This is a genomic window from Streptomyces sp. NPDC001663, assembly GCF_042893105.1.
GTDB lineage: Bacteria > Actinomycetota > Actinomycetes > Streptomycetales > Streptomycetaceae > Streptomyces.
This window is the reverse complement of the sequence record NZ_JBIAUR010000027.1, coordinates 1-13,668: the sequence shown is the minus strand read 5'-3', so window position 1 is coordinate 13,668 and position 13,668 is coordinate 1. Positions and strand designations below refer to the sequence as shown.

The 13,668-nt window shown below is 71.7% G+C and carries 14 protein-coding genes; 4 read left to right on the top strand and 10 right to left on the bottom strand.

The genetic code is table 11. From position 1 onward, the window contains the following. Window positions 1–12 precede the first annotated feature (12 nt). From ACFY1L_RS51340 to ACFY1L_RS51325, 4 genes are all read left to right on the top strand, one after another. The gene (locus ACFY1L_RS51340) at window positions 13–636 is read left to right on the top strand and encodes a TetR/AcrR family transcriptional regulator (RefSeq protein ID WP_388842209.1); all 624 of its coding nucleotides are present in this window, start codon (window positions 13–15) and stop codon (window positions 634–636) included. Then, window positions 633–2,249 (top strand): CocE/NonD family hydrolase, encoded by a 1,617-nt coding sequence (locus ACFY1L_RS51335; protein ID WP_388842207.1) that lies wholly within the window; start codon window positions 633–635, stop codon window positions 2,247–2,249. The genes ACFY1L_RS51340 and ACFY1L_RS51335 overlap by 4 nt, the downstream gene beginning before the upstream one ends. A gap of 45 nt (window positions 2,250–2,294) precedes the next feature. Further along, window positions 2,295–3,464 (top strand): acyl-CoA dehydrogenase family protein, encoded by a 1,170-nt coding sequence (locus tag ACFY1L_RS51330; RefSeq protein ID WP_388842205.1) that lies wholly within the window; start codon window positions 2,295–2,297, stop codon window positions 3,462–3,464. Between the two features lie 248 nt (window positions 3,465–3,712). Beyond that, complete coding sequence (locus ACFY1L_RS51325) at window positions 3,713–4,432, top strand: dienelactone hydrolase family protein (RefSeq protein ID WP_388842203.1); 720 nt, start codon at window positions 3,713–3,715, stop codon at window positions 4,430–4,432. Between the two features lie 147 nt (window positions 4,433–4,579). Here ACFY1L_RS51325 and msrA read toward each other — a convergent pair whose 3' ends face one another. From msrA to ACFY1L_RS51275, 10 genes are all read right to left on the bottom strand, one after another. Then, on the bottom strand, window positions 4,580–5,092 hold the full coding sequence (gene msrA, locus ACFY1L_RS51320) for a peptide-methionine (S)-S-oxide reductase MsrA (RefSeq protein ID WP_388842201.1): 513 nt from the start codon (window positions 5,090–5,092) through the stop codon (window positions 4,580–4,582). Between the two features lie 206 nt (window positions 5,093–5,298). Beyond that, complete coding sequence (hypE, locus tag ACFY1L_RS51315) at window positions 5,299–6,372, bottom strand: hydrogenase expression/formation protein HypE (protein ID WP_388842199.1); 1,074 nt, start codon at window positions 6,370–6,372, stop codon at window positions 5,299–5,301. Then, window positions 6,365–7,492 carry a hydrogenase formation protein HypD gene (gene hypD, locus ACFY1L_RS51310; RefSeq protein WP_388842197.1) on the bottom strand — a complete coding sequence of 376 codons (1,128 nt, stop codon included), beginning with the start codon at window positions 7,490–7,492 and terminating at the stop codon, window positions 6,365–6,367. Before hypD ends, hypE begins: the two co-directional genes overlap by 8 nt. After that, window positions 7,492–7,794: a HypC/HybG/HupF family hydrogenase formation chaperone gene (locus tag ACFY1L_RS51305; RefSeq protein WP_388842195.1), complete on the bottom strand. Its 303-nt coding sequence runs from the start codon at window positions 7,792–7,794 to the stop codon at window positions 7,492–7,494. The genes hypD and ACFY1L_RS51305 overlap by 1 nt, the downstream gene beginning before the upstream one ends. A gap of 30 nt (window positions 7,795–7,824) precedes the next feature. Beyond that, window positions 7,825–10,197 carry a carbamoyltransferase HypF gene (hypF, locus tag ACFY1L_RS51300; protein ID WP_388842193.1) on the bottom strand — a complete coding sequence of 791 codons (2,373 nt, stop codon included), beginning with the start codon at window positions 10,195–10,197 and terminating at the stop codon, window positions 7,825–7,827. Continuing rightward, on the bottom strand, window positions 10,194–10,937 hold the full coding sequence (hypB, locus tag ACFY1L_RS51295) for a hydrogenase nickel incorporation protein HypB (protein WP_388842191.1): 744 nt from the start codon (window positions 10,935–10,937) through the stop codon (window positions 10,194–10,196). Before hypB ends, hypF begins: the two co-directional genes overlap by 4 nt. 3 nt (window positions 10,938–10,940) lie before the next feature. After that, window positions 10,941–11,339 (bottom strand): hydrogenase maturation nickel metallochaperone HypA, encoded by a 399-nt coding sequence (locus ACFY1L_RS51290; protein ID WP_388842189.1) that lies wholly within the window; start codon window positions 11,337–11,339, stop codon window positions 10,941–10,943. Between the two features lie 142 nt (window positions 11,340–11,481). Then, window positions 11,482–11,586, bottom strand: a complete 105-nt coding sequence (locus ACFY1L_RS51285; RefSeq protein WP_388842187.1) for a DUF6893 family small protein — start codon at window positions 11,584–11,586, stop codon at window positions 11,482–11,484. A gap of 11 nt (window positions 11,587–11,597) precedes the next feature. After that, the gene (locus tag ACFY1L_RS51280) at window positions 11,598–12,122 is read right to left on the bottom strand and encodes a hydrogenase maturation protease (protein ID WP_388842185.1); all 525 of its coding nucleotides are present in this window, start codon (window positions 12,120–12,122) and stop codon (window positions 11,598–11,600) included. Beyond that, window positions 12,119–13,537 (bottom strand): hypothetical protein, encoded by a 1,419-nt coding sequence (locus ACFY1L_RS51275; protein ID WP_388842183.1) that lies wholly within the window; start codon window positions 13,535–13,537, stop codon window positions 12,119–12,121. Before ACFY1L_RS51275 ends, ACFY1L_RS51280 begins: the two co-directional genes overlap by 4 nt. Window positions 13,538–13,668: the final 131 nt, after the last annotated feature.

Here is a 13,668-nt window from a genome sequence, read left to right as displayed (position 1 = left end):
CATTATCTCGTTGTGGACCTCAACGTTCCCGAGCCGGCGCGGGATCGCCGGGTACGCCGCTCACGTGCCGCCCTGATGCAGGCCGCGGTCACTCTGGTCACCGAGCGCGGCACGGCAGCGGTCGCGCTGTCCGACATCGCCGAGGCGGCGGATGTGAGCAGGCGGGTGGTGTACCAGCACTTCGGTGACCGGGACACGCTGCTGTTGGAGGCCGGGCTAGATCTCGCCCGGCGGGAGTTGCTGCCGCGCCTCGCGGACGGCTTCGAGAAGATGACCGCACGGGAGCAGACCCTCGCGGTGTGCCGGCACTTCGCCGAGCACCGGACGTTCTACCGGGCCCTGCTGACCGGATCCTGCGCATTCGCGCTGGACCGCGGGCTGATCAGCCTGCTGCTCCCGGTCAACCGGCAGAGCATGCAGCGGCTGTACGGTGACCGGCTCGCCCCGGACACCATCGACGACCTCGCCGCCTTCCTCGCAGGCGGCGGATCCGCATTCGTCACGACCTGGGTGGTCGAGGGCGCCGATCCCCTCGATCCCGAAGCATTCGCCGACCGGTTGCTGCGCGTGACGTCCGTCCTGATGACCGACGCCGCGCCGATCACCGGTGATTCCGACCTGGAGGGTCGCGAGTGAACCTGGTCAGCCATCTCATCCAGCGTCAGCTGAAGCTGTCCCCACCGGTGACCCGGGACGTGGTGGTCCAGCGGGATCTGCGGGTGCCGATGCCCGACGGGGCCGAACTGCTCGCGGACCGGTGGGCGCCGCGGACCGGCGGCGAGGGCCTGCCGACCGCGCTGATCCGCTCTCCCTACGGGCGGCGCGGTCCCATCGGCACGCTCATGGCCCGGCCGCTCGCGGAGCGCGGCTTCCAAGTGCTGTTCCAGAGCGTGCGCGGCACCTTCGGCTCCGGCGGGGTCTTCGATCCGATGCGGCAGGAACGGTCGGACGGTCTGGCGACCCTTGACTGGCTGGTTGAGCAGCCGTGGTACGGAAACGCGGTCGTGCTGTTCGGCATGAGCTATCTGGGGCATGTGCAGTGGGCGGTCGCCGACCAACTCCCGCCCCAGGTCAAGGCGTTGATACCGGTGGTGACCGAGTCGGCGCTGACGCTGGAGTTCCTGCGCGCCGACGGCCTGTCGCTGGAGACGCCGTTCGCCTGGGGCGTGCTGGTCGGGACGCAGGACCGCCCGCTGCCCATGGCTCTCCTGCGGCAGCCGATCCAGGCGAGGAAGACGGCCCGAGCGCTGCGGACCCTTCCGCTCGACGGGGCCGACGTGGCCGCGTTCGGTGCGCGCTCCGCGTACATCCAGGACATCCTCACCCACGACTCCGGCGCCTCCCGCTGGGCGGGCCTCGACCACCGCGACCGGGTGTCCCGGGTGACCGTACCGGTCAGCTCGATCGCCGGCTGGTACGACATCTTCCTGCCCGGCCAGCTGCGCGACTTCCGGGCCCTGCAGGACGCGGACCGCCCTGCCCGGCTGACCGTCGGGCCCTGGACCCACACGCGGATGGACAACACGGCGTTCGACGAGGCCGTCGGGTTCGGGCTCGCGCTCGCCCGCGGCGAGCAGCCGCCCGAGCGTCCGCCGGTCCGGCTCTACGTCATGGGTGAGGAGGCCTGGCGCGACTTCGAGTCCTGGCCACCCGCCGGCTACCCCGCCCGGCGCTTCCATCTCCAGCCCGGCGGCGGACTGGCGGAGGTCCTGCCGGCCGACTCCGAGCCCGACCGGTACCGCTACGACCCCGCCGACCCCACCCCGGCTTCCGGTGGCGTGCGCATGGTCAAGGACTGCGGTCGCGTCGACAACACCGCGCTGGAGTCCCGCCCGGACGTCCTCACCTACACCACGTCCGCCCTCGACCAGGATGTCGAGGTCATCGGCGAGGTCGCCGCCGAGATCTGGTTCCGCTCCAGCCTGCCGCACGCCGACGTCTTCGTCCGCCTCTGCGACGTCGACCCCGCCGGGCGCTCCTGGAACGTCTGCGACGGCCTGCTGAGGCTGACCGCCGCGGACGAGGAACAGTGTGCCTCGGTCCAACTCTGGCCCACGGCCCACCGCTTCAAGCGCGGACACCGCATCCGCGTCCAGGTCTCCAGCGGCGCCTTCCCCCGCTACGCCCGCAACCCCGGCACCGGTGAACCACACGCCACCGCCACCACTCTCCTGGCCGCCGACCAGGCCGTCCACCACGACCCGGCACACCCGTCCGCGATCGTCCTCCCGGCCCGGACGCACCGCTGAGCCGCGCCGCGGCTCCCTCCACATACAGACCGACGAGAGGCCCCCATGACCCGCCCGCCGTCCGCAGCCACGTCGACGCAGGAACGTCTCAGGGAAGCGGCGGACCGTATCCGCCTGCAGGCGCAGGCCGCCGCCGCGGACAATGAGCGCGCCCGCCGACTGACGCCGGAACTGGTCGAGGCGTTGAGGGAGTCCGGGCTGCTGCGCAGCGGCGCGCCTGAAAGTCTCGGCGCCGCGCAGGCCGCACCCGCCGTATCGCTGGAATGCGCCGAGACGATCGCCCGCGGTGACGCCTCCACCGGCTGGTGCGTGTCGATCGCTCTCACCACCAGCCTGCTCGCGGCCTATCTGCCACCGGAAGCCGCCGCCGAGCTCCTGGGCGACCCGCACTCGATACCGGCGGGCGTGTGGGCGCCGCGGGCCAAGGCCCGCCCGGTCGACGGGGGTGTGAGCGTCTCCGGCCGCTGGTCGTTCGGCAGCGGGGTTTCCCACGCGGACGTCTTCTTCGGCGGCTGTCTCCTCGACGACGGCCGGACCGACGACAACGGCGGCCCGACGATGCGCGTCGTCGGGATCCCGACCGCACAGCTGCGCATTCTCGACACCTGGCACACCTCCGGCCTGCGGGGGACGGGCAGTCAGGACGTCGTCGCCGAGGAGGTGTTCGTCCCCGCGCACCGGATCTTGTCGCTGTCCGACAGCCCCCTGATCGACGCCCCGCTGTACCGCTTCCCGGTCTTCGGGTACTTCGCGCTCGCCGTCGCCGCGGCCGCGCTGGGCAACGCGCGAGGAGCCATCGACGACCTGACCGACCTGGCGGTGAACAAGGTCGCCATCGGCTCGCGGCGCACACTGGCCCAGAAGTCGGCGACGCAATCCGCCGTGGCACGGGCAGAGGCAGCCCTGCGTGCCGCGCGCACCTTCTTCTACGCCGCCGTGGACGACGCCTGGTGCACGGCGCTCGACGGCGCCGTCACCCTCGAGCAGCGCACCGCTCTGCGCCTGGCGGCGACGCACGCGGCGCACACCTCCGCGGAGGTCGTCCGGACGATGTACGACCTCGGTGGCGCGTCGGCGCTCTACGACGACTCGCCGCTGCAGCGCCGCTTCCGGGACGCGAGCGCCGTCACCGCCCACATCCAGGTCAGCCCGGCCACGTGGGAGACGACCGGTCGCATCCTGCTCGGCGTGCCGACGGACGTCGATCGCCTGTAACCGGCCCGGACGTCGGCGAACAGGTCAGCCACTCCCCGGTGGTGCACACGTGGATGAGCGCCGCGGCCTCCGCGAAAACCCGTTGGCGGACCGCGGCGACCACTGCTAGCTTTCCGGAGGCCGTGCGAGAGAACGAGGAGGTGGTACCCGTGAACACACTACTGACATGGGTGCTCCCCTCTGGGGTCACGGTCGGGCGATAGGTCGTCCGGGAGCGCCGTTCACGAGCGCTCCCGAAAGGCACGACCATGCACTTCACTTCCGAACGACGCCTCGACGGCGTCCTCGAGCGCGAATTCACCCTCGGCGAGATCCCCGGCACCCTGTGGACGCCTGGATCCGCCGCACCGGCCCCGCTGATCCTGATGGCCCACAACAACGGCCTGCCCAAGGCGCAACCCCGGCTGGTGGCCCGCGGCCGGCACACCGCGGCGCACGGCTACGCGGTGGCCACCATCGACGCCGCCGGGTGCGGTGACCGGCCCCGTTCCGCCGCCGACGAGCAGGCCCGCGCCGAGCTCCGCCGGGCGATGCAGGCCGGCGAGCCGGTCGACGAGATCTTCGAGTCCCTCGTCGGCCCACTGGTCGAAAACGCGGTCCCGGAATGGCAGACCGTTCTGGACGCCCTCCTACCGCTGCCCGAGATCGGCGGCCCGGTCGGGTACTCGGGGTGGATGGCCCTCGGCATCCGGCTGGCGGTGGTCGATCCGCGCATCGTCGCCGCCGGTTTCTTCGCCGGAGGTTTCGTGCCCCGCGCCCAGCGCGAAGAGGCCCGGCAGGTCACCATTCCGCTGCTGATGCTGCTGCAGTGGGACGACGAAGGGAACCCCCGGCAGCGCGCCCTGGACCTCTTCGACGCCTTCGGCACCAAGGAAAAGACGCTGCACGCCAATATGGGCGGACACACCGGCACCCCGTGGTTCGAGGGGGAGGACGCGAACCGGTTCTACGGTCGGCACCTGAAGTGAGGCCGGGCCGCCAGGCCGGCAGCAGACGGTAGGCGGCCACCAGAACGGAACCGGCCCCCGCCCTGCGGACGGCCCGGCGATCAAACTCGCCCCGCCCGGCCGCGCAGGCGGACCGGGCGGGGCGAGTGTCGGGACTTCGTTGTTGTTTCAGCCCTCGGCGCGGGCGGGCAGCCGCCACCCCGGGCGCGGGAAGTGGCAGGTGTAGCCGTCGGGGTAACGCTCCAGGTAGTCCTGGTGCTCGGGCTCGGCCTCCCAGAACGGGCCGACCGGCTCGACCTCGGTGACGACCTTGCCCGGCCACAGTCCGGATGCGTCGACATCCGCGATGGTGTCCTCGGCGATCCGCTTCTGCTCGTCGTCCACGTAGTAGATCGCCGAGCGGTAGCTCAGGCCGATGTCGTTGCCCTGGCGGTTCTTGGTGCTCGGGTCGTGGATCTGGAAGAAGAGCTCCAAGATCGTGCGGTAGTCGGTCTGCTGGGGGTCGAAGAGGATCTCAATGGCCTCCGCGTGCGTGCCGTGATTGCGGTACGTCGCGTTCGGCACGTCACCCCCGGTGTATCCGACGCGGGTCGCCGTGACGCCCGGAAGCCGGCGGATCAGATCCTGCATTCCCCAGAAGCATCCGCCTGCCAGCACGGCCCTCTGTGTCTGCACTGCCACGTCGGCTCCTCCCATATCAACTGTCTCGGTCACCGAAGGTGCTCGCCCGCCCATGGCAGGCATCCCAGCCTTCGTGAATGCATCAGCGCCTGAAGCGCCTGAACAATTCCATCCGGCTGCTCACCTGTCGTCCAGTGGCTCGAGTCGCCGCCTTCCAAAACCCTCGATCGCGACGAACTCGAGCCGAGCGACGAGCTATGCCCCTGTCAGCAGATCCGCGGCAGTTGCTCACCGATCGGCAGATCGACCACGCGCGTTCCGCCCAGGCCGGTACGGGCCACCACCATGCCGGGGTGAGCCTCGACGGCCTCACCGATGATCACGGAGTCCGCGCCGAGCGGATGGGCTCGCATCGCTTCAAGGACGGCGTCGGCGTGCTCGCGGGGGACGAAAGCCACCAGCTTGCCCTCGTTGGCGATGTACATGGGGTCCAGTCCGAGAATGGCGCACGCGTTGGCCACGGCCGGCGGGACCGGGACGTCGCGTTCCCGGATGACGACACCCGTGCCGGCGGCCTGCGCGATCTCGTTGAGCGCGGCCGCCAGGCCCCCTCGAGTGGGATCGCGCAGTACGTGCAGATCCGGCGTGACGGCGAGCATGACGTCGACCAGGCCGCCCAGCGCCGCGCAGTCGCTCTTGATCTCCACTCCGAATTCCAGGCCCTCGCGCACGCTCATCACCGCCACCCCGTGGACACCGATGGCGCCGCTGACGATCACGACGTCGCCGGGGACGACCCGCTGAGGACGCAGATCGACGCCCGCCGGGACGAGACCGATGCCCGCCGTGTTGATGAAGATCCCGTCGCCGTGGCCGGCCTCCACCACCTTGGTGTCGCCGGTGGCCACCTCCACGCCGGCGGTGCGCGCGGCAGCGCCCAGCGCCTCGGACACCCGCCTGACCATGTCCAGCTCGACGCCCTCCTCCAGGATGAAGCCGCAGGAGAGGTAGGCGGCACGGGCGCCGCTCATGGCCAGGTCGTTGACGGTGCCGTTGACCGCCAGGTCGCCGATGCTGCCGCCGGGGAAGAACAGCGGCCGCACCACGTAGGAGTCGGTGGAGAACGCCAGCCGGGCGCCGCCCAGGGAGAGGACGGCGGCATCACCGAGCTGGGCGAGCACCTCGCCCCCGAAGGCGGGCGCGAAGATCTGCTGGACAAGCTCGGCGGACAGGACTCCACCGCCGCCGTGGCCCATGACGACCCGGGGCCGGTCGCGCAGGGGCGCCGGACAGGTCCACGCCTCGACGTCCAGGGCGGGGAGATCAGTGGTGTCAGACAACGGGGGTCGCCTCCCGGACCGTGGTGGTGGGCATGTCCAGACGCCGGTAGAGGTAGTACGCCGCGCAGGCGCCCTCGCTGGAGACCATGGTGGCTCCCAAGGGCGTACGGGGGGTGCACAGGGTGCCGAAGGCCTCGCACTCGTGCGGCTTGAGCAGCCCCTGCAGGACCTCTCCGCTGCGGCACTCGGCGGGCTCGGCGGTCCGGATTCCGCCGACCTGGAATCGGTGCTCGGCGTCGTGGTCGCGGTACTTCGGCGACAGCCGCCAGCCGCTGTCGGGGATCACCCCGATGCCACGCCAGGCGCGGTCGGTGACCTCGAAGACGTCCTCCAGCATGGCCCGGGCGGCCCGGTTGCCCTCCGGCCGGACGGCACGGGCGTAGGCGTTGTCGACGGTGTGCTCACCGCGTTCCAGCTGACGGACGGCCCGGCGCACGCCCTCGAGGATGTCCAGTGGCTCGAAGCCCGTCACGACGATCGGAACGCGGAAACGCTCGGCCAGTTCGGGGTACTCCCCCACGCCCATCACGCTGCAGACGTGCCCGGCCGCGAGGAAGCCCTGCACCCGGCAGCTCGGCGAGGACATGATCGCCTCGATGGCGGGCGGTACGCGGACGTGGGACACCAGCATGCTGAAGTTCGGGATGCCCAGCTTCCGGGCCTGATGAACCGTCATGGCGTTGGGGGGCGCCGTGGTCTCGAAGCCGATGCCGAAGAACACCACCTCGCGGTCCGGGTTCTGCTGCGCGATCCGCAGTGCGTCGAGGGGTGAGTAGACGACGCGTACGTCGCCGCCCTCCCCACGGACCTGGAACAGGTCCCGTCCGGTGCCCGGCACGCGCAGCATGTCGCCGAAGGAGCAGAAGATCACCTCCGGCCGGGAGGCGATCTCCAGCGCCTTGTCGATGACCTCCAGCGGCGTCACGCACACCGGGCAGCCGGGACCATGGATCAACTCGACCTGATCCGGCAGGAGTTGGTCGATGCCGTGCCGGATGATGCTGTGCGTCTGCCCTCCGCACACCTCCATCAGGGCCCACGGCCTGGTCACCGTGGCGTGGATGTCGTCGAGGAGTCGGCGGGCCAGCTCCGGGTCCTGGAACTCGTCGATGTACTTCACTACTTGCGCACCTCTTCCACCGGGTCCACGCCCGCATCCGCCGCCGCTGTTTCCCAGGCGTCGCCGAACTCCTCCTGCAACATGCCGAGTTCGGCGAAGAGTTCGAGGGTCTGCCGTGCTGACTCCTCGTCCAGCCGTTGCAGGGCGAACCCGACGTGGACGATGGCGTACTCGCCGACCTCAAGATCGGGCAGGTACTCCAGGCACACCTCCTTGACCACGCCGCCGAAGTCGACGGTGGCCATCCGGGTGCCGTCCCGTTCCTCGATGTCGAGCACTTTGCCGGGTACCGCCAGGCACATGAACCTCTCCTCGCTGTGGTGTCGCGTTGCTCAGTCGGTAGGAGTGGCCCGGGCGGCCACCATCAGCTGGCCCAGCGCCAGACCGCCGTCGTTGGGCGGCACCAGGTGGTGCCGCAGGACCGTGAAGCCGTCCTCGCGCAGGGTGGCGGCACAGGCCGAGGAGAGCAGCGTGTTGGCGAACACGCCCCCCGTCAGGGCGACCGTGTCCAGCCCGTGCCGTTCTCGCACCCGCGCGCACATCCGGTGCACCAGGCCGGTCACGCCCCGGTGGAAGCGAGCCGCGACCAGGGCCGGCTCGACGCCCGCACGCAGGTCGCCGACGATCGCGGCCAGTACGGGCGCCGGATCGGCCCGTACGACACCGCGCCCGTTGTCCTTCGAGGCGTGCAGGGCGAAGGCATACGCCGTGGTGTCCTCGGCGGGTGCGCGCAGCGCCGTGCCCTCCAGCTCGACGGCGGCCTGTGCCTCGTATCCGGCGCGGTGGCACACCCCGGCGAGGGAGGACACGGCGTCGAAGAGCCGGCCCATGCTGGAGGTGGGGACACAGTGCAGGCCGCGCTCCAACTGCCGTTCCAGGACGCGGAGTTCGTCGGACGGGCAGGCGGTCGTACAGGCGAGGTCGTCCGCCCAGCCGATCCCGGCCGCCCGCAGATGGGCCAGCGCCATGCGGTACGGCCGGCGCACCGCGGCGTCGCCGCCGGGCAGCGGGACGTACGCGAGATGCCCGAACCGGGTGAATCCGTCGTAGTCGGCGAGCAGGAACTCCCCGCCCCAGATGGCGCCGTCGTCGCCGTGGCCCGTGCCGTCGAAGGCGACGCCGATCACCGGCCGGGTGCCGTCCAGCCCGTGCTCGGCCATCGCGGCGGCGACGTGCGCGTGATGGTGCTGGACGCGCACGACGGGGCGCTGCGCCGCGTTCCGGTCGGCCCATCGCACGGAGCGGTAGCCGGGATGCCGGTCGGCCACCAGGGTCTCGGGCCGCACCCCGGTGATGGATTCCAGCTGTCTCGTGGCGTGCTCGAAGGCTCTCTGCGTGCCGACGTCGTCCATGTCGCCGATATGCGCCGACAGCCAGGCTTGGCGGCCCGCCCCCAGGCAGAAGGCGTTCTTCAGGTCTCCGCCGACGGCGAGCGCCGGTCGCACGGGCAGCGGGAGGGCCAGCGGCAAGGGGGCGTAGCCGCGCGAGCGGCGGATCACCAGCGGTTCTTCGTCGCAGACGCGGACCACGGAGTCGTCGCACGGGACGTGGATCGGCCGGTCGTGGGTGAGCCAGGCGTCGGCCAGGTGTGCGAGCCGCTCCAGCGCCTCGGTGTCGTCGGTGACGATCGGTTCACCGGAGAGGTTGCCGCTGGTCATGACGAGCAGCCGGGGGCCGTCCGGGTCGCCGGGCAGGCCGAGCAGCAGATGGTGCAGGGGCGTGTACGGCAGCATCACGCCGAGGTCCGGGCTGCCGGGCGCGACGGCCTCGGCGGGCCGGAGATCCCCGACCGCGTGCCGTCGCCTCATCAGGACCACCGGCCTGGCCCGGCCTTCGAGCAGGCTCCGTTCCGCGGGACTCAGCCGCACGAGGTGCTGGACGTCGTCCGCGGTCCTGGCCATGACGGCGAACGGCTTGTCCCCACGTGCCTTGCGGCGCCGCAGGAGGTCGACCGCCGCATGGTTCGTGGCGTCGCAGGCCAGGTGGTAGCCGCCCAGGCCTTTCACGGCGAGGATCGCACCCCGCATCAGCAGGGCGCGGGCCTCGGTGACCGGGTCCGCCCCGTCGACATCCCCGAGCCCCGGTTCCTGGGCGACGACCAGCCGCAGCCGTGGCCCGCAGGCCGGGCAGGCGACGGGCTGCGCGTGGAAACGGCGGTCGGCCGGATCCGCGAACTCCCGGGCGCAGTCGGGGCACATCGCGAAGCCGACCATGGTGGTGTTGGCCCGGTCGTACGGCACGCCGGTGACAATCGTGAAGCGTGGGCCGCAGTGGGTGCAGTTGACGAACGGGTGGCGGTGGCGCCGGTCCGCCGGGTCGGCCAGCTCGGCGAGGCAGTCCGCGCAGGTGGCCGAGTCCGGGGAGACCAGGGTGCGGGCCGGTCCGCCGGTGCGGGAGGTGAGGATGGTGAACGCGCTGCCCCCGGCGGGCGGCACGTCCCGGTGGTGGACGGAGTCCACGCGGGCCAGCGGGGGTGCCTGCGCGGCGATTCGGTCGCAGAACCGGGCCACGGCCGAGGCGGTGCCCTCGACCTCCGCCACGACGCCCTCCGGAGTGTTGCTCACGTGTCCCACCAGGGCGAGCTCGGTGGCCAGGCCGTACAGGTAGGGCCGGAAGCCCACGCCCTGCACCACTCCCCGCACGATGACCCGGCGGCGTCGCAAAGTGTCCTCGGCGACGGCGGCCGGGGCCTGCGGACCGCTCACGAGTGGGTGTGGGCCATCGTGCCGGTGGCCTCGGTGTGCGCGTGGGTGTGCGGCTGCCGGGCCATGACCGGCGCGTGGACGGGTGCGCCGTCCGCGGCGGCCAGCGCCCGGTCGAGCAGCTCGCCGACTCCCTGTCCGCGGCGTGCCGAGGTCAGGACCACCTCGACTCCGGGGTTGACCTGCTCCACATTGGCGCGGAACGCGGCCTCGTCGAACTCGACGGCCTGGGCGATGTCGGTCTTGGTGACCACGACCAGGTGGGCGAGGCCGAAGGCGGTGGGGTACTTCAGCGGTTTGTCCTCGCCTTCCGTCACGGAGGCGAGGGTGACCCTCAGGGTCTCCCCCAGGTCGTAGGAGGCCGGACAGACCAGGTTGCCGACGTTCTCCACGAACAGCAGCCGGGTGGCGTCGGGCAGCCAGCCGTCCAGGTGCCCGGCGAGCATCCCGGCTTCCAGATGGCACAGTCCGTCGGTGAGTACCTGTTTGACCGGGACCCCCGAACGTGCCAGGCGCGCCGCGTCGTTCTCGGTGGCGAGATCGGCGCTCAGCGCCGCGACGGGAACGGCCCGCTGCCGCGCCCGCAGCAGTTCGCGCTCGAGGAGCGCGGTCTTGCCGCTGCCCGGACTGGACAGCAGGTTGACGACCGCGGTGCCTCGAGCGGCGAGGCAGGCGCGCAGTTCGTGGGCGCTCGCGTCGTTCTTCGCGAGTACGGCCTGCCGCAGGTCGACGACACGACACATGGTTCAGCGCTCCTCGGAGATCGGTTCGCGGGTGGGCGGGTGCGCGGGGCCGGCGTCCTCCCAGTGCACGTCGACGATCTGCAGTTCCCGGCCCGCCAGCAGGTCGGTGTGCGTTCCGTCGCACGCGGGGCAGATCAGCCCGGGCGGCATGCCGACGGCCCATTCGTGTGCGCAGGACGTGCAACGGGCCCGCCCCGGCACCGCTTCGGTGAGCAGTTCGGCGCCTTCCAGCAGGGTTCCGGCACAGGCCAGTTCGAAGCAGAAGGCGAGCGAGTCGGGTACGACGCCGGCGAGTTCGCCCACCTGGAGCCGCACCGATCGCACCGCCGTGACGCCTCCGGCCCGGGTGGCGGCCTCTGCCACCTGGTCTACGACGGCCAGCGCGACGGACATCTCGTGCATGAGCCTCCGTCCTTCCGCAGCCTGCCTCCCGCCGGGCTTCATTACAGGCGCGCCCTCCCAGGTCGCACGCCCCGGCACGCCGTCACCGGCCGGCAGGTACGCCGTTCGCCGCAACCGCGCGGCGCACCGGCGGCGCCACGATTCACATCCGGCGGATCCGCAGGTAGCGCCTGAGGTCGGGAAGCACCTCGGCGAAGACGGCGACCAGGGCGGCGAGGGCCGCTCCGCCGATGACGATCTTCTTCATCCCGTCTCTCCTCATGTCGAGGCCTCAGTGGTCGAGGCCTGTGCCACGGACGGTTGGCCGTTCCGCAGCAGCTCTTCGATCAGCCGGACGGCCTGCGGTACGGCGTCGGCCACCGGCTCGCTGAGACCGATGCCCTCGTCCACCGAGGCCGGTTCGCAGCCGACGACCAGGACGCGGTGTGGCGGCTCTGCGCCGGTGCCGGCGCAGAGGGTGCCCAGCAGCGCCAGGACGGCGTCGGGGGTCATCCGGTGGCCGTCCAGCGCGGGCGCGGCGGGGACAGGGCTTCCGCCGCCGACGTCATGTTCGATCACGTACAGCGTGCCGGGGGCTTCGCCGCGCGCGGTGGCGTCCACGAGGACGAGGGTGTCGTAGCCGTCCAGGAGCTGGTAGGCGAGGTGCACCCCGCGCACCCCGATGTCCACGACCTCGATGGGTGCGGGCAGTTCGCGCTCGGCGAGCCGGCGGGCGGTCTCCACTCCGAAGCCGTCGTCGCCGAGGAAGATGTTGCCGATGCCGGCGACGAGGGTCCGGCTCATGACGGGTCCTCGAGGGGTACGACTTCGTCCGGCTGGAAGTACAGATAGCGCCCCTGCTCGCGGCGGATGTCCGCGCCCGGGTCGCCCTCGACGGTCACCGCGAGGTGCACCGTGCCGTCGACGTCGTGCAGCACCGCCTCGACGGTCGCGGTGCGCCCCTGGAGGAACAGGTCCTGGGCGTCCGTGTGGCGCAGGCCCGGGCGCAGTTCGACCCGGCTGCCCCTGCCCACGGGCCGGCCGTCCACGATCACGCGGTCCTGCTCGGGGTCGAAGCCGGCGTCGCTCGCCGGGTCCCACCAAGGGGTGTCGGGGCGCTGCACGCCGTACTCGTCGGGGAAGCCTCCGCCGCCGTCACCGGTGATCTCCCGCAGACCGCGCACCGCCCCGTGCAGCCGCTCCAGCACCTCCGGCGGCATCGAGTCGGCGAGGTCGATCACTGCGGCCGCCCGCTCGTCGGTGCCCCGTGCCTCGCGTTTCTCCTCGTCGGTGAGGGCGGCGGTGCGCAGGGCGAGGATCTCGTCGATCTCGGTGGCGTCGTAGAGGGCGCCGGGGCTCTCCGGCGCGATGGCCGGGTGGTCCTCCAGGATGATCGGTGAGGACAGCACGAGGTCCGTGCGGCCGGGTTCGCCGGCGAGTACGGGCCAGGTGTGCAGGTTGCGGCAGGCGGCGACCGCGCCCTTGGCCCACTCGGGGGGATCGGTCATCGACAGGAAGGATCCGGCGCTGAGGGCCATGAGGAGATGGGTGGCCACCAGGGAGTGCGCCAGCGCCGCGTCCCGGTCCGCGGCGCGGCCCTCGGGGGGCGTCCAGTCGCTGGTGTTTTCTACGACGGCGGTCAGCCGCAACACCCGGTAGGGGCCGTCGAGTTCACGGGCGGACAGCCGGAGCGTGCCGTTGCTCTCCTCCCACCGCCGGACGAGCCGGCCGACGGGATGGCCGGCGGCGTCCAGGACCGGTTCGATGTCCTCGCCGGCGGGGAGCCGGAAGGGGTGGGTGACGCCTTCACCGAGCAACTCGTCGACCGGTACGACGACTTCGACGCGTTCCTCTGCGCCCTCGTCCCAGGGGACCAGCACCCGGTCGTCCAGGCGGAGTTCGGCGACCGTCTCGAAGCCGCCGTCGGGGCAGGCCCGCTGCACCGTGCGGCGCCGGGCGCGCAGGAAGCGCACCTCGACCGAGAGGGTCGCTCCCTTCCTCGGTTCCATCAGGCATTCGGTGTGCTGGAAGTCGTGCTCCTCGCACTCGGTGCCCCAGCCGGGCGGCACGAGCACCCCGAACTGCCAGCGCAGTCGGTTCTTGGCCGCCGAGGCACGGTAGGGGTAGAGCACATAGCCCTCGAAGAGAACGGCGTCGGCCACCTGCCGGGCGAGGGCGAAGCGCTCCTCGGTCTCGGGGGCGAACGCGGTCACGGTCACGGAGCGGTCCTTCCGGTGGTGGCGGTGAGGGCGCTAAGAGGTCCTAACAAAGGCGTCGGACGTGTCTGTAGGTGATGAGGCAGGTGGCGAGGCCGAGGAAGGCTTCGTGGATGTCGTCCCGTCGTTCCCAC

Bases quoted from the DNA above. Each gene is read 5' to 3' on its own strand.
- hypB (WP_388842191.1), bottom strand. From the start codon at position 10,937: ATGTGTCGTGTCGTCGACCTGCGGCAGGCCGTACTCGCGAAGAACGAC.
- ACFY1L_RS51305 (WP_388842195.1), bottom strand. From the start codon at position 7,794: ATGTGCCTGGCGGTACCCGGCAAAGTGCTCGACATCGAGGAACGGGAC.
- ACFY1L_RS51290 (WP_388842189.1), bottom strand. From the start codon at position 11,339: ATGCACGAGATGTCCGTCGCGCTGGCCGTCGTAGACCAGGTGGCAGAG.
- ACFY1L_RS51280 (WP_388842185.1), bottom strand. From the start codon at position 12,122: ATGAGCCGGACCCTCGTCGCCGGCATCGGCAACATCTTCCTCGGCGAC.
- ACFY1L_RS51325 (WP_388842203.1), top strand. From the start codon at position 3,713: ATGCACTTCACTTCCGAACGACGCCTCGACGGCGTCCTCGAGCGCGAA.
- ACFY1L_RS51330 (WP_388842205.1), top strand. From the start codon at position 2,295: ATGACCCGCCCGCCGTCCGCAGCCACGTCGACGCAGGAACGTCTCAGG.
- ACFY1L_RS51285 (WP_388842187.1), bottom strand. From the start codon at position 11,586: ATGAAGAAGATCGTCATCGGCGGAGCGGCCCTCGCCGCCCTGGTCGCC.